21 protein-coding genes are annotated in these 22,054 nt (G+C 60.4%); 18 read left to right on the top strand and 3 right to left on the bottom strand.

What is annotated here, in order from left to right; genetic code table 11:
• Window positions 1–286: 286 nt before the first annotated feature.
• From EPZ47_RS01215 to EPZ47_RS01160, 12 genes are all read left to right on the top strand, one after another.
• Window positions 287–1,285, top strand: a complete 999-nt coding sequence (locus EPZ47_RS01215) for a D-cysteine desulfhydrase (RefSeq protein WP_135843166.1) — start codon at window positions 287–289, stop codon at window positions 1,283–1,285.
• Window positions 1,286–1,588: 303 nt separating this feature from the next.
• Window positions 1,589–2,383 (top strand): cystine ABC transporter substrate-binding protein, encoded by a 795-nt coding sequence (gene tcyJ / locus EPZ47_RS01210; protein ID WP_135843165.1) that lies wholly within the window; start codon window positions 1,589–1,591, stop codon window positions 2,381–2,383.
• Window positions 2,383–3,048 (top strand): cystine ABC transporter permease, encoded by a 666-nt coding sequence (gene tcyL / locus EPZ47_RS01205; RefSeq protein WP_135843164.1) that lies wholly within the window; start codon window positions 2,383–2,385, stop codon window positions 3,046–3,048. The genes tcyJ and tcyL overlap by 1 nt, the downstream gene beginning before the upstream one ends.
• A gap of 3 nt (window positions 3,049–3,051) precedes the next feature.
• Window positions 3,052–3,813, top strand: coding sequence for an L-cystine ABC transporter ATP-binding protein TcyN (gene tcyN, locus EPZ47_RS01200; RefSeq protein ID WP_135843163.1), 762 nt, complete (start codon window positions 3,052–3,054; stop codon window positions 3,811–3,813).
• 478 nt (window positions 3,814–4,291) lie between these two features.
• Window positions 4,292–5,062 carry a hypothetical protein gene (locus EPZ47_RS01195; protein ID WP_135843162.1) on the top strand — a complete coding sequence of 257 codons (771 nt, stop codon included), beginning with the start codon at window positions 4,292–4,294 and terminating at the stop codon, window positions 5,060–5,062.
• A gap of 308 nt (window positions 5,063–5,370) precedes the next feature.
• Window positions 5,371–6,612, top strand: a complete 1,242-nt coding sequence (locus EPZ47_RS01190; RefSeq protein ID WP_135843161.1) for an SfnB family sulfur acquisition oxidoreductase — start codon at window positions 5,371–5,373, stop codon at window positions 6,610–6,612.
• Window positions 6,613–6,635: 23 nt separating this feature from the next.
• Window positions 6,636–7,829 (top strand): SfnB family sulfur acquisition oxidoreductase, encoded by a 1,194-nt coding sequence (locus EPZ47_RS01185; RefSeq protein ID WP_135843160.1) that lies wholly within the window; start codon window positions 6,636–6,638, stop codon window positions 7,827–7,829.
• A complete protein-coding gene (locus EPZ47_RS01180; protein ID WP_135843159.1) occupies window positions 7,829–9,226 on the top strand; it encodes an LLM class flavin-dependent oxidoreductase in 1,398 nt (465 codons plus the stop codon). Before EPZ47_RS01185 ends, EPZ47_RS01180 begins: the two co-directional genes overlap by 1 nt.
• A 14-nt stretch (window positions 9,227–9,240) precedes the next feature.
• Complete coding sequence (locus EPZ47_RS01175) at window positions 9,241–10,050, top strand: MetQ/NlpA family ABC transporter substrate-binding protein (RefSeq protein WP_135843158.1); 810 nt, start codon at window positions 9,241–9,243, stop codon at window positions 10,048–10,050.
• A gap of 2 nt (window positions 10,051–10,052) precedes the next feature.
• Window positions 10,053–11,177 carry a methionine ABC transporter ATP-binding protein gene (locus EPZ47_RS01170; protein WP_135847930.1) on the top strand — a complete coding sequence of 375 codons (1,125 nt, stop codon included), beginning with the start codon at window positions 10,053–10,055 and terminating at the stop codon, window positions 11,175–11,177.
• Window positions 11,167–11,811, top strand: a complete 645-nt coding sequence (locus tag EPZ47_RS01165; protein WP_135843157.1) for a methionine ABC transporter permease — start codon at window positions 11,167–11,169, stop codon at window positions 11,809–11,811. The genes EPZ47_RS01170 and EPZ47_RS01165 overlap by 11 nt, the downstream gene beginning before the upstream one ends.
• Window positions 11,812–11,914: 103 nt before the next feature.
• Window positions 11,915–12,541, top strand: a complete 627-nt coding sequence (locus EPZ47_RS01160; protein ID WP_135843156.1) for a class I SAM-dependent methyltransferase — start codon at window positions 11,915–11,917, stop codon at window positions 12,539–12,541.
• Between the two features lie 91 nt (window positions 12,542–12,632).
• Here EPZ47_RS01160 and EPZ47_RS01155 read toward each other — a convergent pair whose 3' ends face one another.
• On the bottom strand, window positions 12,633–13,211 hold the full coding sequence (locus tag EPZ47_RS01155) for a transporter substrate-binding domain-containing protein (protein WP_135843155.1): 579 nt from the start codon (window positions 13,209–13,211) through the stop codon (window positions 12,633–12,635).
• 134 nt (window positions 13,212–13,345) lie between these two features.
• On the opposite strand from EPZ47_RS01155, the gene EPZ47_RS01150 reads away from it, so the two are divergent.
• A complete protein-coding gene (locus tag EPZ47_RS01150) occupies window positions 13,346–13,771 on the top strand; it encodes a DUF4399 domain-containing protein (protein ID WP_135843154.1) in 426 nt (141 codons plus the stop codon).
• 91 nt (window positions 13,772–13,862) lie between these two features.
• Here EPZ47_RS01150 and serA read toward each other — a convergent pair whose 3' ends face one another.
• The gene (gene serA, locus EPZ47_RS01145; RefSeq protein WP_030140520.1) at window positions 13,863–15,092 is read right to left on the bottom strand and encodes a phosphoglycerate dehydrogenase; all 1,230 of its coding nucleotides are present in this window, start codon (window positions 15,090–15,092) and stop codon (window positions 13,863–13,865) included.
• Between the two features lie 205 nt (window positions 15,093–15,297).
• Here serA and EPZ47_RS01135 point away from each other — a divergent pair, with 205 nt between their 5' ends.
• The 4 genes from EPZ47_RS01135 to EPZ47_RS01115 all read left to right on the top strand — a co-directional run bounded on the left by EPZ47_RS01135 (window position 15,298) and on the right by EPZ47_RS01115 (window position 19,572).
• Window positions 15,298–16,692 (top strand): FAD-binding oxidoreductase, encoded by a 1,395-nt coding sequence (locus EPZ47_RS01135; RefSeq protein ID WP_135843153.1) that lies wholly within the window; start codon window positions 15,298–15,300, stop codon window positions 16,690–16,692.
• A 36-nt stretch (window positions 16,693–16,728) separates the two neighbouring features.
• On the top strand, window positions 16,729–17,394 hold the full coding sequence (locus EPZ47_RS01130) for a fumarylacetoacetate hydrolase family protein (RefSeq protein ID WP_135843152.1): 666 nt from the start codon (window positions 16,729–16,731) through the stop codon (window positions 17,392–17,394).
• Window positions 17,395–17,609: 215 nt separating this feature from the next.
• Window positions 17,610–18,539, top strand: coding sequence for an SdiA-regulated domain-containing protein (locus tag EPZ47_RS01120; RefSeq protein ID WP_135843150.1), 930 nt, complete (start codon window positions 17,610–17,612; stop codon window positions 18,537–18,539).
• Between the two features lie 118 nt (window positions 18,540–18,657).
• A complete protein-coding gene (locus EPZ47_RS01115; protein WP_135843149.1) occupies window positions 18,658–19,572 on the top strand; it encodes an SdiA-regulated domain-containing protein in 915 nt (304 codons plus the stop codon).
• 147 nt (window positions 19,573–19,719) lie between these two features.
• On the opposite strand, the gene rpiA is transcribed toward EPZ47_RS01115, so the two are convergent.
• Window positions 19,720–20,394: a ribose-5-phosphate isomerase RpiA gene (gene rpiA, locus EPZ47_RS01110; protein ID WP_135843148.1), complete on the bottom strand. Its 675-nt coding sequence runs from the start codon at window positions 20,392–20,394 to the stop codon at window positions 19,720–19,722.
• 137 nt (window positions 20,395–20,531) lie between these two features.
• On the opposite strand from rpiA, the gene ilvA reads away from it, so the two are divergent.
• Window positions 20,532–22,046 carry a threonine ammonia-lyase, biosynthetic gene (gene ilvA / locus EPZ47_RS01105; RefSeq protein WP_135843147.1) on the top strand — a complete coding sequence of 505 codons (1,515 nt, stop codon included), beginning with the start codon at window positions 20,532–20,534 and terminating at the stop codon, window positions 22,044–22,046.
• Window positions 22,047–22,054: the final 8 nt, after the last annotated feature.

The following is a 22,054-nucleotide window of genomic DNA, read 5'->3' as shown; positions in this document are numbered from 1 at the left end:
CGTGGGAGGGTAGACGCTGCTTGGTGTGTATTCGTTCAGTGGCTCAACCGTATGCCCTGGCAAACGCAAACCCTGTGGGAGCGGGCTTGCTCGCGAAGACGGACTTCCAATCTGCATTGATGTTGAATGTGACGGCCCCTTCGCGAGCAAGCCCGCTCCCACAGGATTTCCAGGGCTCAACAAATCGGAGTCCCTCTCCGGTTTAAGCCCCGATAAACGATTGCCGGTTGCCCATGAATATCCGCGTGCCTATAGTCCAGGCATCTCCTGCAATCAGTACGGCCCCATGATCAATCAACAGTTGGCGCGTTTTAATCGTCTCGACCTGCTCGGCCACCCGACACCCCTGGAAAAGCTCGACCGCCTCTCCACCTGGCTCGGGCGCGACATCTATATCAAGCGCGACGACCTGACGCCCCTGGCGCTGGGCGGCAACAAACTGCGCAAACTCGAATACCTGGCTGCCGACGCCCTGGCCCAGGGCGCCGACACCCTCATCACCGCCGGCGCGATCCAGTCCAATCATGTACGCCAGACCGCTGCCCTGGCGGCAAAGCTGGGCCTGGGTTGCGTGGCTTTGCTGGAAAACCCCATCGGCACCGAGGACAGCAATTACCTGGGTAACGGCAACCGGCTGCTGCTGGAACTGTTCGACGCCAAGGTCGAACTGGTCGAAAACCTGGACAACGCCGACGACCAACTGCAAGCCCTCGCCGGTCGCCTGCGCAGCAACGGGAAAAAGCCCTACCTGGTGCCGATTGGCGGTTCGAACGCCTTGGGCGCGCTGGGCTATGTACGTGCCGGCCTGGAATTGGCCGAGCAGATCAAGGACACCGGTCTCGATTTCGCCGCTGTGGTGCTGGCCTCGGGCAGTGCCGGCACCCACAGCGGCCTGGCGCTGGCCCTGAGTGAAACGCTGCCGGAGCTTCCCGTCATCGGCGTTACGGTTTCGCGCAGCGAGGAAGACCAGTTTCCGAAGGTCCAGGGCTTGGCCGAACGTACCGCGCAACTGTTGGATGTTGCCCTTCCAGCCGCCTTCAAGGTGAACCTGTGGGACGAATATTTCGCCCCCCGGTATGGCGAACCGAACGCCGGGACACTGGCGGCGGTCAAGCTGCTGGCGAGCCAGGAAGGCCTGCTGCTGGATCCGGTCTACACCGGCAAGGCCATGGCCGGCCTGCTCGACGGCATTGGCCGCGACCGCTTCGACGAAGGCCCGATCATCTTCCTGCACACCGGTGGCGCGCCGGCGTTGTTCGCCTATGACGCGGCGTTCCAGGCTTAGTTAAGTGCTTTTGTGGGAGCGGGCTTGCTCGCGAAGGCGTCGGCACATTCAGCATCACAGGGACTGACAAATAGCTTTCGCGAGCAAGCCCGCTCCCACAGAATCAACATTCCATATTGGAATATGTGACTTATTTAATATTATTTTCCAATCTATAAAGGCCTCCCTATAGTCTCGCCACCGGCGCATTTGCCGCGAGACGCCCGGGTTGCTTTAAGGCAGGATGTGGCAATCTTTTCGGATCGCGGCTTCGCCTTTTCTCATCCAAAATAACGTCTTCATAAGAAAACACAGGGGCTTGTCATGAATTTCTCCGCATTACGTCGCAACCTGTTGGTGGGTTCGCTGGGCCTGGCTTTGAGCGCCGGCCTGTTGGGGCAGGCAGTTGCCGGTGAGCAGCTGCAAAAAATCAAGGACGCAGGCGTGATCAACGTCGGCCTGGAAGGCACGTACCCACCGTTCAGCTTCGTCGACGCCGACGGCAAGCTGGCCGGTTTCGAAGTGGAGTTTTCCGAAGCCCTGGCCAAAGAGCTGGGCGTGAAGGTCAAGCTGCAGCCGACCAAATGGGACGGCATCCTCGCGGCGCTGGAGTCCAAGCGTCTCGACGCGGTGGTCAACCAGGTGACCATCTCCGAAGAGCGCAAGAAAAAATATGACTTCTCCACGCCGTATACCGTTTCCGGGATCCAGGCACTGACCCTGACCAAGAATAAAGACACCATCAAGACCGCCGCTGACCTGGCTGGCAAGAAAGTCGGCGTAGGCCTGGGCACCAACTACGAACAATGGGTAAAAGCCAACGTACCCGGCGCTGACGTGCGTACCTACGAAGATGATCCGACCAAGTTCCAGGACCTGCGCGTTGGCCGTATCGACGCCATTCTGATCGACCGCCTCGCCGCGCTCGAATATGCCAAAAAAGCCAAGGACACTTCCGCCGCAGGCGAAGCGTTCTCCCGCCAGGAAGCCGGCATTGCCCTGCGCAAAGGCGAGCCTGAACTGCTGGACGCGGTGAACAAGGCCATCGACAAACTTCGCGCCGACGGCACGCTGAAAAAGCTATCGGAAAAATACTTCAGCGCTGACGTCACCCAATAATGGAAGAGGCTTTCCAACTCGCACTGGACTCCGCGCCCTTCCTGCTCAAGGGCGCGTACTACACGGTCATCCTCAGCCTGGGCGGCATGTTCTTCGGCTTGCTGCTGGGGTTCGGCCTGGCGCTGATGCGCCTGTCGCGCTTCAAACTGGTGAGCTGGATCGCCCGCATCTACGTGTCGTTCTTTCGCGGCACGCCGTTGCTGGTGCAGTTGTTCGTGATCTACTACGGGTTGCCGCAACTGGGTGTCGAACTGGATCCGCTGCCGGCGGCCCTGATCGGTTTCTCGCTGAACATGGCCGCCTATGCGTGTGAAATCCTGCGGGCCGCCATCAGCTCCATCGAGCGCGGCCAGTGGGAAGCGGCGGCGAGCATCGGCATGACCCGCGCCCAGACCCTGCGTCGGGCCATCCTGCCACAAGCAGCCCGCACCGCCCTGCCACCGCTGGGCAACAGCTTCATTTCCCTGGTCAAGGACACCGCGTTGGCGGCGACCATCCAGGTACCGGAGCTGTTCCGCCAGGCGCAGTTGATCACCGCGCGAACCTTCGAAATCTTCACCATGTACCTTGCCGCCGCGCTGATCTATTGGATTCTGGCAAGCGTGCTCTCACACCTGCAGAACGTCCTGGAAGCCCGGGTCAATCGGCATGACCAGGAGTCCTGACCCATGATTGTCGTGGAAAAACTGACAAAGCAGTTCAAGGGTCAGGTAGTGCTCAACGGCATCGACCTGAAGATCGAAGAAGGCGAAGTGGTCGCGATCATCGGCCCCAGCGGCTCGGGCAAGACCACCTTCCTGCGCTGCCTGAACTTCCTCGAAGAACCCAGCAGCGGCCGGATCAAGGTCGGCGACATCGAGATCGATGGCAGCCGCCCATTGAACCAGCAGCAGAACCTGGTGCGGCGTTTGCGCCAGCAGGTGGGTTTTGTGTTCCAGAACTTCAATCTGTTCCCCCATCGCACCGCGCTGGAGAACGTGATCGAAGGTCCGCTGGTGGTGAAAAAGACGCCGCGCGCCGAAGCCGAAGCCCTGGGCCGCAAGCTGTTGACCAAGGTCGGCCTGTCGGGCAAGGAGGACGCCTACCCGCGACGCCTCTCCGGCGGCCAGCAACAGCGTGTGGCGATTGCCCGGGCGTTGGCGATGGAGCCGGCGGTGATCCTGTTCGACGAGCCGACCTCGGCCCTGGACCCGGAACTGGTGGGCGAAGTACTGGCAACCATTCGCGGCCTGGCCGAAGAAAAACGTACCATGGTCATCGTCACCCACGAAATGGGCTTCGCCCGGGACGTGGCAAACCGCGTGGTGTTTTTCGACAAAGGCGTGATCGTCGAACAAGGTGAAGCCAAGGCTTTGTTTGCAGCCCCTAAGGAAGAACGCACTCGGCAGTTTCTCAGCAAGTTCCTCTCAGCCGGACACAGCACCCAGTAAGTTATTCGTAGTGTCGTCACTTCCAGGGATGGGAGTGAGGCAACTACGACAAGGCCAACACTGCACCGTCAACTTACCCATAACGAAACAACCTGCACGGCACCTGACATCCTCGACATACTCTATGTGCGGTATATGCATACCTCTCGTAACACTTCACTTCGGGCTATGCTCTAACCCGCTCTGGCCAGCGGGTGCCCCTCACGTTTTTTTTCGCGAACAGATAAGCCTAGGAAAAGGGCGTTTGGCCCCGAGTATTACTAACATCCATGCGTAGGATGTTTCTGAAGCCTTACCCAATTAATTATTAACCAAGTGCCTCTATTGACACTGCAACTAGCGACCCCTTATCTAGAGAGCAACGGGCGAAGCACATCATTTTAATTCTGCGCAACGGCGCAAATAAAATATGCCGCTATTACTAACCGCCGTGATACACCCGAAACGGACTTCGTTTTCAAGCATCAAGGAGAACACCATGACATGTACGTCAACCATCCCTGAACTGGCCGCGCCCTCCCTGGCCAATGCCCACCGCACCGGCATCAACATCACCAGCGCAGCCCACCTGGAGGTCGCTATCGCGCCCTACCCTGGCATGGACGCGGGCGATCTGATCGAACTGTTCTGGGACAACTGCTACGTTGGCTCCCGCCTGCTGTCGGAGTCAGATACACAAGAGATCGTGACGTTGCGGGTGCCGGAGAGTTTCATCGTCAACGGGACGTCGCGCATCCATTATCGCGTGATGCAGGTCGGGCGCGGGCCGGCGCTATCAGCCACGCAGCAGGTGCAGGTCAAGCTCGATTGCCCCGGCGGCCAGCCGCCCGCTCTGAGTGGCGAGGAAAACCAGGGGCTGGCACCGGTGCGTATTCCTGCGGCCATTCGGCGCCAGGGCGTGAACCCGAACCAGATCAAGCGCGGCGTACCGCTGACGATCGAACCCTACCTGAACATGACTGCCGACGATGCGATCACCCTGCGCTGGGGCGACGTGCGCATGGACCTGCCCCGGATCAAACCTGGCGAAGTAGGCCAGCCGATCAACATCTGGGTGCCGCCAGAGATCATTCTCGAAGCGGGGGAAGACCTGCGCCTGGAGGTGACCTACTGCATCCTCGACCGCGTGGGCAACAACTCCCTGTGGGCACCACCGCTGACGCTGAAGATCGGTTGTGCCAACCCCTACCTGAAAAACCCGCCCAAAGAAGCCCTCATGGCGGCCGAGCCGCGACGCAAAAAAACCTGATACGGAAAACGCTTTTGCGAGGACCGCTTTTTGTGGCGAGGGAGCTTGCCCCCTCGCCACAAAAGCCGCCTCGCCCCAGTGCGCGTATAGCCCCAATTTAAATCCAACCTATACATATTCCTAAAAGTTAGTTCATAAATAATTTACACACGTTTAGGGTATATACACCGGACCACCGGACATTCTTGATTTTTCGTTCGCCGCATTCATCGCGGCGTTTTCTTGAGATGTGAGGTGGGTATGGTACGGAACACAATCGTCCCGGAGCAGGACGTCAAGGCACTGCCTGCAGCCACGGAGTGGCGGTGATGTCTGATCTGGCGCAAGCAAAGGTCCAGAGCGACCTGGACGTCGCACCCCTGTTGCTACCCGCGCAGGTGCTGCGCAACGATACCGAGGCCATCAAGGCCGCCCATGACCTGGCACAGGTCGCCCGTCAACAGGCGGCGCGGCGCGATCAACAGCGCAAGCTGCCTTGGTCAGAGATTGAGCAATTTACCCGCAGCGGACTGGGCAGCATCGCCATCCCCCGCCAATACGGCGGCCCCCAGGTTTCGTTCGTCACTATCGCCGACGTGTTCGCGATCATTTCCGCCGCCGACCCGGCCCTGGGGCAAATTCCGCAGAACCAGTTCGGCGTGCTCCAGCTGATTCTTGGCACGGGCACCGAACGGCAGAAAAAAATCCTTTTCCAGAGCGTGCTCGAAGGCTGGCGCATCGGCAATGCCGGGCCGGAACGCGGCGTTCGAAATACCCTTGAACTCAAGGCGCGGATCAGCGCTGACGGTGACGGTTTTGTCGTCAGCGGTCAGAAGTTCTATTCCACCGGCGCGCTGTTTGCCCACTGGGTGGCCGTCAAGGCGCTGAATGACCAAGGCCGGCAAGTGTTGGCATTCGTTCGGCGCGGCACGCCGGGCCTGCGGATCGTTGACGATTGGTCGGGTTTCGGCCAGCGCACCACGGCCAGCGGCACCGTGCTGCTGAACAACGTCCGGGTCGACGCCGAACTGGTGCTGGACAACTGGCGCATCAACGAAACGCCGAACGTGCAGGGCGCGATTTCACAACTGATCCAGGCCGCCATTGATGCGGGTATTGCCCGTGGCGCCATCGACGATGCGATCACCTTCGTTCGCGAACGGGCCCGGCCCTGGATCGATGCCAAGGTCGAGCGGGCCAGCGACGACCTCTATGTGATCGCCGACATCGGCAAGATGAAAATAGAACTGCATGCCGCCGAGGCGCTGCTGCGCAAAGCCGGGCAGGTATTGGATCAGGTCAGTGCCGCGCCCATCACCGCGCAATCCGCCGCCCGCGCCTCGATTGCCGTGGCCGAGGCCAAGGTGCTCACCACCGAGATCGCCCTGCAAGCCAGTGAAAAGCTGTTCGAGCTGGCCGGCAGCCGCGCCACCCTCGCCGAATTCAATCTCGATCGCCACTGGCGCAACGCACGGGTCCACACCCTGCACGACCCGGTTCGCTGGAAATATCACGCGGTAGGCGCCTACCACCTGAACGGCACCTTGCCGGCCCGGCATTCCTGGATCTGACGACCCGACCTCTGGAGCAGCACATGACGTTTTCCCAACATGTCGCGGTGATCACCAGCGATGAACAAGCCCTGATCGTGGCCAGCGACCTGGCCGAAGATTTCAAGCGCGATAGCGCCCTGCGCGACCGCGAACGCCGCCTGCCGCACCCGGAGCTGGAGGCTTTTTCCCGTTCCGGCCTGTGGGGCATCAGCGTACCCAAGGCCTGCGGCGGCGCGGGCGTTTCCAACATCACCCTGGCCAAGGTCATTGCGCTGATTGCTCAGGCCGACGGCTCTCTGGGGCAAATTCCGCAAAATCACTTCTACGCCCTGGAAGTGCTGCGGGTAAACGGCACTGAAGCGCAAAAACAACGCCTGTACACCGAAGTGCTCGCCGGCCAGCGTTTTGGTAACGCCCTGGCCGAGCTTGGCACCAAGACCGCCCATGACCGCATCACCCAACTGCGCCGCGACGGCGAGGGTTATCGCATCAACGGCCGCAAGTTCTACGCCACCGGCGCGATCTACGCCCAGCGCATTCCCACGTCGGTGGTGGATGAAAACGGTGTGCAGCAACTGGCGTTCGTCCCTCGCCACAGTAAGGGCCTGACAGTGATCGACGACTGGAGCGGTTTCGGCCAGCGCACCACCGGCAGCGGTTCGGTGGTGTTCGAAGATGTCTATGTCGACGCCGAAGACATCGTGCCCTTCCAGAGCGCCTTCGAGCGACCGACGCCGGTGGGGCCACTGGCGCAGATTCTCCACGCCGCGATCGACACCGGCATCGCTCGCGCCGCCTATGAAGACGCCCTGCACTTTGTTCGTAGCAAAACCCGGCCATGGATCGATGCCACCAGCGATGTCGCCACCGAAGACCCGCACACCCTCAAGAGTTTCGGCCAGTTGAGCATCCGCCTGCACGCCGCCGAAGCCCTGCTGGAGCGTGCCGGTGAGTTCCTTGACCGGGCCCAGGCCGACACCGATGCCGACACGGTCGCCGCTGCCTCGATTGCCGTGGCCGAAGCCCGCGCCATCAGCACCGAAATTTCCCTGGCCGCCGGCAGCACGCTGTTCGAATTGGCCGGCAGCCAGGCGACCCTGGCCGAACATGGGTTGGACCGCCACTGGCGCAACGCCCGGGTGCACACCCTGCACGACCCGGTGCGCTGGAAGTACCACGCCGTCGGCAACTTCTACCTCAACGATGAAAAGCCGCCGCTGCGGGGGACCATTTGATGGCCCACGGCAAGAAAAAAATCCTGCTCAACGCGTTCAACATGAACTGCGTCGGGCACATCAATCACGGCTTGTGGACCCACCCCCAGGACACATCGACCCAGTACAACACCATTGAATACTGGACCGGGCTGGCGCAGCTGCTTGAGCGCGGACTGTTCGACGGGCTGTTCATCGCCGATATCGTCGGGGTCTACGACGTGTACCAGCAGTCGGTGGACGTCACACTGAAGGAGTCGATCCAACTGCCGGTCAACGACCCGTTGCTGCTGGTCTCGGCCATGGCCGCCGTGACGAAAAACCTCGGCTTCGGCCTCACCGCCAACCTGACCTACGAACCGCCGTACCTGTTCGCCCGACGCATGAGCACCCTCGACCACCTGAGTCGCGGCCGGGTCGGCTGGAACATCGTCACCGGCTACCTGGACAGCGCCGCCAAAGCCATGGGCCTGACCGCGCAAGTCGAACATGACCGCCGCTATGACCAGGCCGACGAGTACCTGCAAGTGCTCTACAAACTCTGGGAAGGCAGCTGGGAAAACGACGCGGTGCTCAACGACCGCCAGCGGCGGATTTATGCCCAGCCGCAGAAGGTGCACAAGGTCCGGCACCAGGGCGAGTTCTATCAGGTCGAGGGCTATCACCTGTGTGAACCGTCGCCCCAACGCACGCCAGTGTTGTTCCAGGCAGGCAGTTCGGAGCGTGGCTTGCTGTTTGCCGGACGGCATGCCGAGTGCGTATTCATCAGCGGCCAGAACAAACCGGCGACCAAGGTCCAGGTGGACAAGGTTCGCGCCAGCGCCGTCGAGGCCGGGCGCAACCCCGAGGACATCAAGGTGTTCATGGGCCTGAACGTGATCGTCGGCGAGACCGAAGCGGCCGCCTGGGCCAAGCATGCCGAGTACCTGGGCTACGCCAGTGCCGAGGCCGGGGTGGCACATTTTTCCGCGTCGACGGGCATCGATTTTTCCCAGTACGAACTGGACGAGCCGATCCAATACGTGAAGAGCAACGCCATCCAGTCAGCCACCAAAACCCTGCAGAACAACGATTGGACCCGGCGCAAATTATTGGAGCAACACGCCCTCGGTGGTCGCTACATCACCGTGGAGGGTTCACCCGAGCAGGTGGCCGATGAGCTGGAGTCGTGGATCGCCGAAACCGGCCTGGATGGCTTCAACCTGACCCGCATCGTCACGCCACAAAGCTATGTGGACTTCATCGAGCTGGTGATTCCCGAGTTACAGCGACGCGGTTCGTACAAGACCGAATACGACAACGGCAGTCTGCGTGAAAAGCTGTTTCAGGCAGGGGCCCATCTACCTGGACAACACACCGGCTCAACCTACCGACACTGCTCCCTCGCCACAAAGGCATGCGATTCACTTAATCAATGACTGGAATGACCGACATGACCAAGCAACTCCTGACCCTGCCAGTCAAAGCACTGGCCCTGACCCTCGGTCTATTCAGCTCGGCGCTGTTCGCCGCCGATGCACCGTTGAAAATCGGCACCACCGCCGCGTTCGCCATTCCCCTGGAGGCCGCCGTGGAAGAAGCCGGCAAGCAAGGCCTGAAAGTCGAGCTGGTGGAGTTCAGTGACTGGATCGCCCCGAACGTCAGCCTCGCCTCCGGGGATATCGACGTGAATTATTTCCAGCACATCCCTTTCCTGGAAAACGCCAAGGCCGCCGCCGGGTTCGACCTGGTGCCCTTTGCGCCGGGAATCATCAACAACGTCGGCCTCTATTCGAAGAAATACAAAAGCTTCGACGAACTGCCCGAGGGCGCGAGCGTGGCCATTGCCAACGATCCGATCAACAGCGGTCGCGGCCTGCAACTGCTGGCCAAGGCTGGGCTGATCACGCTCAAACCAGGCGTGGGCTACAAGGCCACTGAAGACGACATTGTTGCCAACCCGAAGAAGCTCAAGATCCTCCAGGTCGAAGCCGTGCAACTGGTGCGGGCCTATGAAGATGCCGATCTGGTGCAGGGCTACCCAGCCTACATCCGCCTGGCCAAGACCTTCGATGCCACGTCGGCCTTGCTGTTCGACGGCCTGGATCACAAGGAATACGTGATTCAGTTCGTGATCCAGCCCAAGAGCAAGAACGACCCGCGGCTGGCCAAGTTCGTCGACATCTACCAGCACTCGCCAGCGGTGCGCGCAGCCCTGGACAAGGCCCACGGCAAGCTCTACCAGGCCGGTTGGGAAGGCTGATGATGAACGCCCTCAACGCTCGACTCCGACACGAAGCCCCCACGCCCCGGAGCGCCGAACAGACCGAACTGCACCCGGAGCTGAATCGCGCCCATGTGCGCTTCATCGGCCTGGGCAAGACCTACAACGGCCGCCAAGGGCCGGTGGCCGCACTGCACGGCATCGACGTGGCGATCCAACGCGGCGAGGTGTTCGGCATCATCGGCCGCAGCGGCGCCGGCAAATCGTCGCTGATCCGCACCATCAACCGTCTGGAACAACCCAGCAGCGGGCGGGTGCTGATCGATCAGGTGGACATCGGCGAGTTCGATGAAGACCGCCTGGTGGCTCTGCGCCGGCGCGTCGGCATGATCTTCCAGCACTTCAACCTGATGTCGGCCAAGACCGTTTGGCAGAACGTTGAGCTGCCGCTGAAAGTCGCTGGCGTGCCCAAAGACCAGCGCCAGCGCAAAGTCCGCGAGCTGCTGGAATTGGTGGGTTTGCAAGGCAAGCACAAGGCCTACCCGGCGCAGCTCTCCGGCGGGCAAAAGCAGCGGGTCGGCATCGCCCGGGCGCTGGTGCATGACCCGCAGATCCTGCTGTGCGACGAGGCCACCTCGGCCCTGGACCCGGAGACCACCCAATCGATCCTCGGCCTGCTGCGCGAGATCAACCAGCGCTTGGGCCTGACCATCGTGTTGATCACCCACGAGATGGCGGTGATCCGCGAAGTCTGCGACCGGGTGGTGGTGCTCGAACAAGGGAGAATCGTCGAGCAGGGCCCTGTTTGGGAAGTGTTCGGCAACCCGCAACATGAGGTCAGCCGGACGCTGTTGGCGCCGTTGCAACACGCCGTGCCGGACGAGCTGCAAAGCCGCTTGCAAGCGCAGCCGGCCTCGACGGATGCAGCGACCGTGCTGCGTGTGCAATTCACCGGGGTTGGCCATGATGAGCCGGACCTCGCCGCGTTGTTCAGCGCCCTCGGTGGTCGAGTACGGCTGCTGCACGGCGGCATCGAACAGATTCAGGGCCACGGGCTGGGGCAATTGCTGCTCGCAGTAAGTGGCTCGTCATGGGACGCCGAGGAACTGCGTCAACGTGCCGGCAATTGGGCGCAACGGGTGGAGGTGCTGGGTTATGTGGTTTGATCGGTTATTGCAGGGCTTCATCGACACATTCCTGATGGTCGGCGTGTCGTCGCTGATCGCGTTGCTGGCAGGCATCCCGCTGGCGGTGGTCCTGGTCACCAGCGGCAAGGGCGGGATCTATCAAGCGCCAGTCTTGAATCGCGCCTTGGGTGCGTTCGTGAACCTGTTTCGCTCGATACCCTTTCTGATTCTGATGGTGGCGCTGATTCCGTTCACCCGGCTGATCGTCGGCACCACTTACGGCGTCTGGGCTGCGGTAGTGCCACTGACCATCGCCGCCACACCATTCTTCGCCCGCATTGCCGAAGTCAGCCTGCGGGAGGTCGACCATGGCCTGATCGAAGCCGCCCAAGCCATGGGCTGCCGGCGCTGGCACATCGTCTGGCATGTGCTGCTGCCCGAAGCCCTGCCCGGGATCGTCGGCGGTTTTACCATCACGCTGGTAACCATGATCAACTCCTCGGCCATGGCCGGAGCGATTGGCGCTGGCGGCCTGGGTGACATCGCCTACCGTTATGGCTACCAACGTTTCGACAGCCAGATCATGCTCACGGTGATCGTGTTGCTGGTGGCGTTGGTGGCGGTGATTCAATTGGGCGGAGATCGGTTGGCGCGGGGGCTGAACAAACGCTGACGCGGGGCTTTTCATGTGGGAGCGAGTTTGCTCGCGATTGGCTGCGAAGCCGTCAGTGTCCTTGCGGTATAGTCGGCTGACGCTCCCAACCCAGTCATGACTCATGAAACATACCGCCGAAGACCTGCAAGCCATCACCGCTACAACCCTGGGCAATTACAACGCGGTCGCCGAGAGCTTTCGCGAAGGCACCCGTGACCACGACGTCAGCCAGAACATCGACGCGTTGCTGCAGCATATCCAGGCCAAGGCACCGTTGCACATCCTGGACTTCGGCTGTGGCCCCGGGCGAGACCTGCGAACGTTCACCGACATGGGCCATGTCGCGGTCGGCCTCGACGGCTCAGCGGAGTTTGCCCGGATGGCGCGCCAGGACAGCGGCTGTGAAGTGTGGCAACAGGACTTCTTGAAACTCGACCTGCCGGCCGAACGTTTCGACGGGATCTTCGCCAACGCCGTGCTGTTCCACATTCCGCTCCAGGAATTGCCTCGAGTGCTCAAACAATTGCATGCCACGCTCAAGCCCGGTGGCGTGCTGTTCAGCTCCAACCCTCGCGGCGAGAACCAGGAAGGCTGGAATGGCCAGCGCTTTGGCGCCTATCACGACCTGGCGGCGTGGCGCACGCTGCTCACTGACGCAGGGTTTGTGGAACTGGAACATTACTACCGGCCAGCGGGGCTGCCGCGGGAGCAGCAGCCTTGGTTGGCGAGTGTCTGGCGTAAAACTTGAGGACAGGTCCGTTTGGATCGAGCGAATGGTGAACCCTGTGGCGAGGGAGCTTGCTCCCTCGCCACAATGAACCGTGCTTGAGTCCTGTTTTTCAGTTGCCTGTCACGCCCTGCTTACCCAACCACTTCTGCGACAACTGCTCCAGCCGCCCATCATCCTTGATACGCGCCAGGGCATTGTCCAGGCTGGCCTTGAACGCCGGGTTGCCCTTCTGGAACGGAATCACCAGGTTCGGCGCCGGCTCGTTCTTTTCTTCCGGCTGGAACGACTGCGCCATGACCAGCGGACGTGGTGCCTCGTCTTTGCTCGCCAACAATTGCGCATCCGGATGGCTGTATACGGCGCTGGTGTCGAAACGTTCAGCCAGTTCCGGGGTCATTGCTATGTGGTTGATCGCGACGTCGTACTTACCGCTTTCCACACCCGTGAGCAGATCCCCGGCATCGGTGACCACGAAATCGGCCTGTACATCGAGCTCACCGGCCAGCATCTGGCCCAGTTCCACTTCAAAGCCAGTGAGCTTGCCGTCTTCCTTGAAGTTGAAAGGAGCGGTATTGGCCTCGAGGGCAATGCGCAGTTCGCCACGGTCATTGATGTCGTCAATCAATTCGGCATGGGCCAGAGGGCTCAAAAGGGGTAGCAGGCAGATCAGGCCAGGCAGAAAACGCATGGTCACTCCTTTGTAATTTATACAAGCGACGCTCGTTTCAGGTTCGCTTTGCTATGGTTGTTGCAGGCTTCGACAACGAATGGTCATGAAGTTGTCATGGCCACGCAGATTTCATGGAAAAACTGGAGAAAAAAATGAAAAGCTTTATGTCACGTGCCGCGTTGGCCGGTCTGTTATTGGGCGCTTCGATGCTGGCAAGCGCCGCGACGCCGGCGCCAAAAGGCGCTGAAGTGTTCATCGTTTCCCCGGCAGACGGCGCCACCGTTACCCAGGAATTCAAGGTCAAGTTCGGCGTCAAGAACATTGCCCTGGCTCCGGCGGGCGATGTGACCAAGAACACTGGCCATCACCATTTGCTGATCGATGTCGACAAACTACCTGCCGCAGGCGCGCCGATTCCGACCGATGCCAACCACATGCACTTTGGCAAGGCACAAACCGAGGCCACCATCAAACTGGCCCCGGGCAAGCACACCTTGCAATTGATCCTGGGCGACAGCGGCCACATGCCATTCGACCCATCGATCGTGTCCGAGAAAATCACAGTCAACGTGAAATAACGCAATACTGGCTGACACAGGTTATGTGTTCGACAGAAAAAAACGGGAGCCCCCTGCGAGGCTCCCGTTTTTTATTGCATGCCAGGCCTGTTTAGAACAACACGCGGCAACGAATCGTGCCATTGATGTGCTGCAGTTTCTCTTGCGCCAGGTCCGAGTATTCGGCGTCGACGTCGATCACGACGTAGCCGACTTTCTCGTTGGTCTGCAGGAACTGACCGGAAATGTTGATGCCGTTTTCGGCGAAGACCTTGTTGATCTCGCTCATCACACCCGGGATGTTCTCGTGGATGTGCAACAGGCGGTGCTTGCCAGGGTGCGCCGGCAGGGCCACTTCCGGGAAGTTCACCGACGATACCGAAGTACCGTTGTCGCTGTACTTGACCAGTTTTTCCGCCACTTCCAGACCGATGTTGGCCTGGGCTTCAGCGGTAGAACCGCCGATGTGCGGGGTCAGGATCACGTTGTCCAGGCCACGCAGCGGGCTTTCGAAGATATCGTCGTTGGAGCGAGGCTCCACCGGGAATACGTCGATAGCGGCGCCGATCAGGTGCTTGTCCTTGATCGCTTCGGCCAGGGCGTCGAGCTTGACCACGGTGCCGCGAGCGGCGTTGATCAGGATCCCGCCCTTCTTGATGGCGCGGATTTCCTTCTCGCCGATCATCCACTGGGTGGCAGCGGTTTCCGGCACGTGCAGGGTCACGATATCGGACATGCCCAGCAACTCGTGCAGGTTGTTGACCTGAGTGGCATTGCCCAGCGGCAGCTTGGTCACGGTATCGTAGAAGAACACCTGCATGCCCAGGCCTTCGGCCAGTACCGACAACTGGGTGCCAATCGAGCCGTAGCCGACGATACCCAGCTTCTTGCCGCGGATTTCGAAGGAGTTGGCCGCACTCTTGATCCAACCGCCACGGTGGCAGGAAGCGTTTTTCTCAGGGATGCCGCGCAACAGCAGGATCGCTTCGGCCAGCACCAGTTCGGCAACGGAGCGAGTGTTGGAGTACGGCGCGTTGAACACCGCGATACCGCGCTCGCGCGCCGCGTTGAGGTCAACCTGGTTGGTGCCGATGCAGAAGCAGCCGACCGCGACCAGTTTCTTGGCGTGGTCGAAGATCTCTTCGGTCAATTGCGTACGGGAGCGAATGCCGATGAAGTGAGCATCAGCGATCTTTTCCTTGAGCTGGGCTTCCGGCAGAGAACTGGTGATGTACTCGATGCTGGTGTAGCCCGCCGACTTGAGGACGTCGACAGCCGATTGGTGGACGCCTTCGAGAAGAAGGAACTTGATCTTGCTCTTATCGAGAGAAGTCTTGCTCATCTGCGTAAACCTGTGTCCCGGAGAAAAATGGCAGGGAATCGGACAGCGCATGCTGGCCCGACCGGCGTGACAGCCGTCGCCGCAGAACAGCCGTTGGGCACTACGCTGCGGGGTCGGTATGCTAGCATATGCACCCCGCTAAACACTCATTCCTGCGACGTGAAGCGTTCTCAGGATGACCATGAATTGTTCGAGAGTTCTGTCGATGACCAATCCTGCCCTGATAGATGAGCTGAAGACCCTGGTTGAGCCTGGCAAGGTCCTGACCGATGCCGACTCCCTGAACGCTTACGGTAAGGATTGGACCAAGCACTTCGCCCCGGCGCCGAGCGCCATTGTCTTCCCCAAGACCACCGAGCAGGTCCAGGCCATCGTGCGCTGGGCCAATGAACACAAAGTCGCGCTGGTGCCCTCGGGCGGGCGCACCGGGCTTTCCGCCGCCGCCGTAGCGGCCAACGGCGAAGTGGTCGTGTCATTCGACTACATGAACCAGATTCTCGACGTGAACCTCACCGACCGCACCGCCGTCTGCCAGCCAGGCGTGGTCACCGAACAATTGCAGAACAAGGCTGAAGAACACGGCCTGTACTATCCGGTGGACTTCGCCTCGGCCGGCTCCAGCCAAATTGGTGGCAATATCGGCACCAATGCCGGCGGGATCAAGGTCATTCGCTACGGCATGACCCGCAACTGGGTCGCTGGCATGAAAGTCGTCACCGGCAAGGGTGACCTGCTGGAGCTGAACAAGGACCTGATCAAGAACGCCACCGGCTACGACTTGCGGCAGTTGTTCATCGGCGCCGAGGGCACCCTCGGTTTCGTGGTCGAGGCCACCATGCGCCTGGATCGCACCCCGAAAAACCTCACGGCGATGGTGCTCGGCACCTCGGACTTCGACTCGATCATGCCGGTACTGCACGCCTTCCAGGGCAAGCTCGACCTGACCGCCTTCGAATTCTTCTCCGACAAGGCGTTGGCCAAGGTCCTGGACCGTGGCGACGTGCCAGCACCGTTCGAAACCGAGTGCCCGTTCTACGCCCTGCTGGAATTCGAAGCCACCACCGAAGAAGTCGCCAACCACGCCCTGGAAACCTTCGAACACTGCGTGGAACAAGGCTGGGTGCTGGACGGCGTGATGAGCCAGAGCGAAACCCAACTGCAAAACCTGTGGAAGCTGCGCGAGTACATCTCGGAAACCATTTCCCACTGGACGCCGTACAAGAACGACATCTCGGTCACCGTTTCGAAGGTCCCGGCGTTTTTGCAGGAAATCGATGCGATCGTTGGCGAACACTATCCGGATTTCGAAATCGTCTGGTTCGGCCACATCGGCGACGGCAACCTGCACTTGAACATCCTCAAGCCGGAAAACCTTAGCAAGGATGAATTCTTCGCCAAGTGCGCAACCGTAAACAAATGGGTCTTTGAAACCGTCGAGAAGTACAACGGCTCGATCTCCGCGGAACACGGCGTCGGCATGACCAAGCGGGACTACCTGACCTATAGTCGTTCGCCAGTGGAAATCGAATACATGAAAGCGGTGAAGGCCGTATTCGACCCGAACGGCATCATGAACCCCGGCAAGATTTTCGCGGTTTAAAAAACACCTGATGAATCCCAGAAGCAGGAGTCGGTAATGAGCTATCAGCACCAGTATGTCGACGGTACCCGTATTCATTTCCCGGTAGGGAAAGTGGTGTGCATTGGCCGTAACTACGCCGAACATGCCAAGGAACTGGATAACCCGGTGCCCACCGAACCGTTGCTGTTCATCAAGCCCGGCAGTTGCGTGGTACCCCTGGAAGGCGGTTTCAGCATTCCGACCGAGCGCGGGTCGGTGCATTACGAGGCGGAAATCGCCGTGCTGATCGGCAAGCCATTGTCGACCCGTCCGAGCGTCGAAGAAGTGCTGGACGCCATCTCCGGCTTCGCCCCGGCCCTGGACCTGACCCTGCGGGACAAGCAGGCCGAACTCAAGGCCAAGGGCCTGCCCTGGGAAGTGGCCAAGTCCTTCGACGGCGCGGCGGTAATCGCACCGTTCGTGTCCAACGGCACCTTTGCCGACCTGGCGGACATCCCCGTTCGCCTGACCATCAACGGCGAAGTGCGCCAGGACGGTAACAGCAGCCTGATGCTCAACCCTATCGTGCCGATGATCCAGTACATGGCGGGCTGCTTCTCGCTGCAGGCCGGCGACGTGATCCTCACCGGCACCCCGGCGGGCGTCGGGCCGCTGAATGTGGGCGATGAGCTGGTACTGGAGTTGCCAGGGGCGAGCCGCTTCGAAAGCAGCGTTCGTTAACCGCCCTGTGGGAGCGAGCTTGCTCGCGATAGCGGTGTGCCAGCCAACATCGATGTCGGATGTGATGGCCTCATCGCGAGCAAGCTCGCTCCCACAGGATATGGATCCTGCCTCGCCATTTACCGTTTTTTTCACATGCCATCCGGATAATTCCGGGGAATGCGGCATCTGAGCCAGCCATTCCCCTAGCCGAATTCTCTGGAACGCATTCCCCGATGGCCAAGCCCCAAGCACTGCCCCCCGCCAACCCCGCCCGCTCTCGCTTCGCCCTGCCCTGGTACGCCTGGACGCTGCTAGCGGTGGCTGCTGCCTATGGCCTGGCGTTTGCGATGCATTGGGATGATCGCGGCCTGCTCTGGCTGTCGGAACGCTTCCAGAGCCCGGCCCAGCGCCAAGAGAGCGTCTGGCTGCCGAACTACCGCGCCGTCATCGACGCCAAGCCGCTGCCAGGCCTGGAGAAGGATGAAGCGTCCGATGTGACCTACAACCCGCAGACCAAAACCCTGTTCGCCGTCATGGGCAAAAACCCGTTTCTGGCGGAGCTGAGCTTGCAGGGCGACGTACTGCGCAAGATGCCTTTGGTGGGCTGGAGCAATCCCGAAGGCGTTTCCTACATGGAAAACGGCCTGTTGGCCATAACCGATGAGCGAAAGCACACGCTGTCGATCGTCCAGATAGATGCCCATACCCGCGAACTGAACAAAGCCGATTTCCCTCACTACGATCTCGGACCTTCAAAAAACCAGAACAAGGGCTTCGAAGGCATCGCCTGGGACCCGAGCAACCAGCAACTGGTACTTGGCGAAGAACGCCCGCCGGCGCTGTTCACCTGGAAAAGCGACGGCAGCCAGTTGCTTAACGGCGACAAGCAGATCCATATCAGCAATAAACTGGACCTGCGCAATCTCTCGGCACTGGCCATCGACCCGCGCACCGATCATCTTCTGGTGCTGTCGGCCGACTCCCATCTGCTGCTGGAGCTGGATGAAAAAGGCGAGCAGGTCAGCTTCATGACGTTGCTCGGAGGCTTCAACGGCCTGAAAGACACGATCCCCCGTGCCGAAGGCGTTACCGTTGATGAGGCTGGCAATATCTATATGGTCAGTGAACCAAACCTGTTCTACCGCTTCGAAAAACAACGCTGATAACACCAGTTTTGTAGGACAACTCCTCCTTCGTTGTAGGGTGTGGCACACAGCCATTAAGCTTCAGTTCAGGCAGCCGTGGTATTCCAACCACCTGTTCTTATCCGAGCTTACCCAGATGCGTCGACTCGCCCGCCCTAAGCCTTTGATCTTATTGCTACTTACGATCTCGCTAATCGCTTTGATCGCTGCTGGGCAGTACCTGCGCCTGTTCGAGCGCGCCTGGTTCAACCTCAATACCCTCTGGAAACCTACCAGCGAGCAGGTCATTGCCTTGGACCAATACCGGGTCACGGTGGAGGCGCAGACAATCGATGGCCTGAATGACGACGTTTCGGCGTTGACGTTCGATCCGATACGCAAGAGCCTGTTTACCGTCACCAACCAGAATGCCGAGCTGATCGAGTTGTCACTCGACGGCAAGATCCTGCGGCGCATCGCCTTGATCGGCTTCGGTGATCCGGAGGCGGTGGAATTCATCAGCGAAGACACCTACGTCATTACCGATGAACGCCAGCAACGGCTGATCAAGGTTCATCTCGCCGACGACACCCAATTCCTCGATGCAGCCGACGCTGAACAAATGACCCTCGGCGTGCATATGAGCAGCAACAAAGGGTTTGAAGGATTGGCCTACGATTCGGTGGGCAAGCGGCTGTTCGTGGCCAAGGAACGCGACCCGATGCTGATTTATGAAGTGCATGGGTTTCCCCACCACAATCCGGAAAAGTCCTACGCAGTTCATGTGATCAACAACCCCAAGCGCGACGCCGGGCTGTTCGTGCGCGATCTATCGAGTCTGCAATACGACGAACGCAGCGGCCATTTGCTGGCGCTGTCCGATGAGTCGCGGTTGATTATCGAGCTGGATATCGACGGCCGACCGTTGAGCACGCTGTCATTGAGCAAGGGCCGCCAAGGCTTGCAGAAAACCGTGCCCCAGGCCGAAGGACTCGCCATGGACGACGACGGCAACCTGTATGTGGTGAGCGAGCCGAATCTGTTCTACGTATTCAAGAAACCGCAGCCTTGATCTGCTGATCCTGGCCTGACGCAGGCCCCCTGTGGGAGCGGGCTTGCTCGCGAAAGCGGTGCCGCAGCCAACATCGATGTTGAATGTGATGGCCTCTTCGCGAGCAAGCCCGCTCCCACAGGGTTCGAGTGCAGCTCAATAATTTGGTTAGCTTCGGCTCAGGGTCTTCACCCCTTCAGAAGTCCCCAACAACAGCACATCCGCCGGCCGGGCCGCGAACAGACCGTTGGTGACCACGCCAACGATGGCGTTGATCTGGGTTTCCAGTTCCACCGGGTTGGTGATCTGCAGGTTGTACACATCCAGGATGATATTGCCGTTATCGGTCAGCACGCCTTCGCGATACACCGGGTCGCCGCCCAGCTTCACCAATTGACGGGCCACATGGCTGCGGGCCATCGGGATGACTTCCACCGGTAACGGAAACGCACCGAGCACCGACACCAGTTTGCTGGCGTCGGCGATGCAGATGAAGGTCTTGGCCACGGCCGCGACGATCTTCTCGCGAGTCAGGGCCGCGCCGCCGCCCTTGATCAGGTTCAGATGCGCATCGCTTTCATCGGCACCATCGATGTAGAACTCCAGGTCGCTCACAGTGTTGAGCTCGTACACCGGGATCCCGTGGCCCTTCAGGCGTGCGGCGGTGGCTTCGGAGCTGGCGACCGCGCCGTCGAATGCGCCTTTGTGTTGCGCCAGCGCGTCGATGAAGCAATTGGCCGTAGAGCCGGTGCCAACCCCGACAATGCTCTTGTCATCCAGCTTCGGGAGGATGAGGTCGACAGCGGCCTGGGCCACGGCCTGTTTGAGTTGATCCTGGGTCATGCGGGCTCCGAAAGCGGGCAGGGAGTAAAGAGGGGCGCGAGTATAACCCAACAAAACCTTGGGATTCGTGTGGTCGCCCAGCCAAAAGCCGGGTTAGACTCCTTGGCCCTGCCCAACCCGCTCAGTGATGCTTTCCGATGCTTGAACAGTACGTCAAAAAGATCCTCACCTCGCGCGTTTACGACGTTGCCGTAGAAACCCCACTACAGACCGCTCGCCAGCTTTCCGAGCGGCTGGGCAACAGCATTTTGCTCAAGCGCGAAGACTTGCAGCCGGTGTTCTCGTTCAAGATTCGCGGGGCCTACAACAAGCTGACACAACTCAGCGACGAAGAGCGTGCACGCGGCGTGGTCACCGCATCGGCAGGCAACCATGCCCAGGGCCTGGCCCTGGCGGCCAAGGTGCTGGGCGTCAAAGCCACCATCGTGATGCCCAAGACCACCCCGGAAATCAAGGTCGAAGGCGTGCGCTCCCGTGGCGGCAAAGTGGTGCTGCATGGCGATTCGTTCCCCGAAGCCCTGGCCTATTCGCTGAAACTGGTCGACGAAAAGGGCTACGTCTACATCCACCCGTATGACGACCCCCACACCATTGCCGGGCAGGGCACGGTGGCGATGGAAATCCTGCGCCAGCACCCGGGGCGCCTGGATGCGATTTTCGTCCCGGTTGGCGGCGGCGGGCTGATTGCCGGGATCGCGGCCTACGTGAAATACCTGCGCCCGGAGATCAAGATCATCGGCGTCGAACCGGACGATTCCAACTGCCTGCAAGCGGCCATGGCCGCCGGTGAGCGAGTGGTACTGCCCACCGTGGGCTTGTTTGCCGACGGCGTGGCCGTGGCGCAGATCGGCCAGCACACCTTTGATATCTGCAAGCACTATGTGGATGAAGTGATCACCGTCAGTACCGACGAAATCTGTGCAGCGATCAAGGATATCTACGACGATACCCGCTCGATCACCGAACCTGCCGGTGCCTTGGGCGTGGCCGGGATCAAAAAATATGTAGAGTCGCGGGGCATCAGCGGACAGACCCTGGTGGCCATTGATTCCGGCGCCAACGTCAACTTCGATCGCTTGCGCCACGTGGCCGAGCGCGCCGAACTGGGCGAAGGCCGCGAGGCGATCATCGCGGTGACCATTCCCGAGAAACCGGGCAGCTTCAAGGCGTTCTGCGAAGCCATTGGCAAGCGCCAAATCACCGAGTTCAACTATCGCTACAACACCGGCAGCGAAGCACACATCTTTGTTGGCGTGCAGACGCACCCGGAAAACGATCCGCGCAGCGCGCTGATCGCCAGCCTGACCGCGCAAGGCTTCCCGGTACTGGACTTGACCGACAACGAGCTGGCCAAGCTGCACATCCGCCACATGGTGGGCGGGCATGCGGCCCACGTCATCGACGAAGTGGTGCTGCGCTTCGAATTCCCGGAACGCCCGGGGGCGCTGTTCAACTTCCTCAACAAGCTGGGTGGGCGCTGGAATATCTCGATGTTCCACTACCGCAACCATGGCGCAGCGGATGGCCGTGTGGTCGCGGGGCTGCAAGTGCCCCACGATGAACGCCATCTGGTACCGGCAGCCTTGGAGGAAATCGGCTATCCCTACTGGGACGAAAGCGATAACCCGGCGTATCAGCTGTTCCTGGGCTAAGAAAGTCG

The sequence above is a fragment of the Pseudomonas viciae genome, assembly GCF_004786035.1.
Taxonomy (GTDB): Bacteria; Pseudomonadota; Gammaproteobacteria; order Pseudomonadales; family Pseudomonadaceae; genus Aquipseudomonas; species Aquipseudomonas viciae.
Note: the sequence above shows the minus strand (reverse complement) of the source record. Positions and strands in the feature narration are given on the sequence as shown.

Excerpts from the sequence above, each read along its gene's own strand:
- EPZ47_RS01215 (WP_135843166.1), top strand. The coding sequence starts at position 287 with ATGATCAATCAACAGTTGGCGCGTTTTAATCGTCTCGACCTGCTCGGC.
- tcyJ (WP_135843165.1), top strand. The coding sequence starts at position 1,589 with ATGAATTTCTCCGCATTACGTCGCAACCTGTTGGTGGGTTCGCTGGGC.
- tcyL (WP_135843164.1), top strand. The coding sequence starts at position 2,383 with ATGGAAGAGGCTTTCCAACTCGCACTGGACTCCGCGCCCTTCCTGCTC.
- tcyN (WP_135843163.1), top strand. The coding sequence starts at position 3,052 with ATGATTGTCGTGGAAAAACTGACAAAGCAGTTCAAGGGTCAGGTAGTG.
- EPZ47_RS01195 (WP_135843162.1), top strand. The coding sequence starts at position 4,292 with ATGACATGTACGTCAACCATCCCTGAACTGGCCGCGCCCTCCCTGGCC.
- EPZ47_RS01190 (WP_135843161.1), top strand. The coding sequence starts at position 5,371 with ATGTCTGATCTGGCGCAAGCAAAGGTCCAGAGCGACCTGGACGTCGCA.
- EPZ47_RS01185 (WP_135843160.1), top strand. The coding sequence starts at position 6,636 with ATGACGTTTTCCCAACATGTCGCGGTGATCACCAGCGATGAACAAGCC.
- EPZ47_RS01180 (WP_135843159.1), top strand. The coding sequence starts at position 7,829 with ATGGCCCACGGCAAGAAAAAAATCCTGCTCAACGCGTTCAACATGAAC.
- EPZ47_RS01175 (WP_135843158.1), top strand. The coding sequence starts at position 9,241 with ATGACCAAGCAACTCCTGACCCTGCCAGTCAAAGCACTGGCCCTGACC.
- EPZ47_RS01170 (WP_135847930.1), top strand. The coding sequence starts at position 10,053 with ATGAACGCCCTCAACGCTCGACTCCGACACGAAGCCCCCACGCCCCGG.
- EPZ47_RS01165 (WP_135843157.1), top strand. The coding sequence starts at position 11,167 with ATGTGGTTTGATCGGTTATTGCAGGGCTTCATCGACACATTCCTGATG.
- EPZ47_RS01160 (WP_135843156.1), top strand. The coding sequence starts at position 11,915 with ATGAAACATACCGCCGAAGACCTGCAAGCCATCACCGCTACAACCCTG.
- EPZ47_RS01155 (WP_135843155.1), bottom strand. The coding sequence starts at position 13,211 with ATGCGTTTTCTGCCTGGCCTGATCTGCCTGCTACCCCTTTTGAGCCCT.
- EPZ47_RS01150 (WP_135843154.1), top strand. The coding sequence starts at position 13,346 with ATGAAAAGCTTTATGTCACGTGCCGCGTTGGCCGGTCTGTTATTGGGC.
- serA (WP_030140520.1), bottom strand. The coding sequence starts at position 15,092 with ATGAGCAAGACTTCTCTCGATAAGAGCAAGATCAAGTTCCTTCTTCTC.
- EPZ47_RS01135 (WP_135843153.1), top strand. The coding sequence starts at position 15,298 with ATGACCAATCCTGCCCTGATAGATGAGCTGAAGACCCTGGTTGAGCCT.
- EPZ47_RS01130 (WP_135843152.1), top strand. The coding sequence starts at position 16,729 with ATGAGCTATCAGCACCAGTATGTCGACGGTACCCGTATTCATTTCCCG.
- EPZ47_RS01120 (WP_135843150.1), top strand. The coding sequence starts at position 17,610 with ATGGCCAAGCCCCAAGCACTGCCCCCCGCCAACCCCGCCCGCTCTCGC.
- EPZ47_RS01115 (WP_135843149.1), top strand. The coding sequence starts at position 18,658 with ATGCGTCGACTCGCCCGCCCTAAGCCTTTGATCTTATTGCTACTTACG.
- rpiA (WP_135843148.1), bottom strand. The coding sequence starts at position 20,394 with ATGACCCAGGATCAACTCAAACAGGCCGTGGCCCAGGCCGCTGTCGAC.
- ilvA (WP_135843147.1), top strand. The coding sequence starts at position 20,532 with ATGCTTGAACAGTACGTCAAAAAGATCCTCACCTCGCGCGTTTACGAC.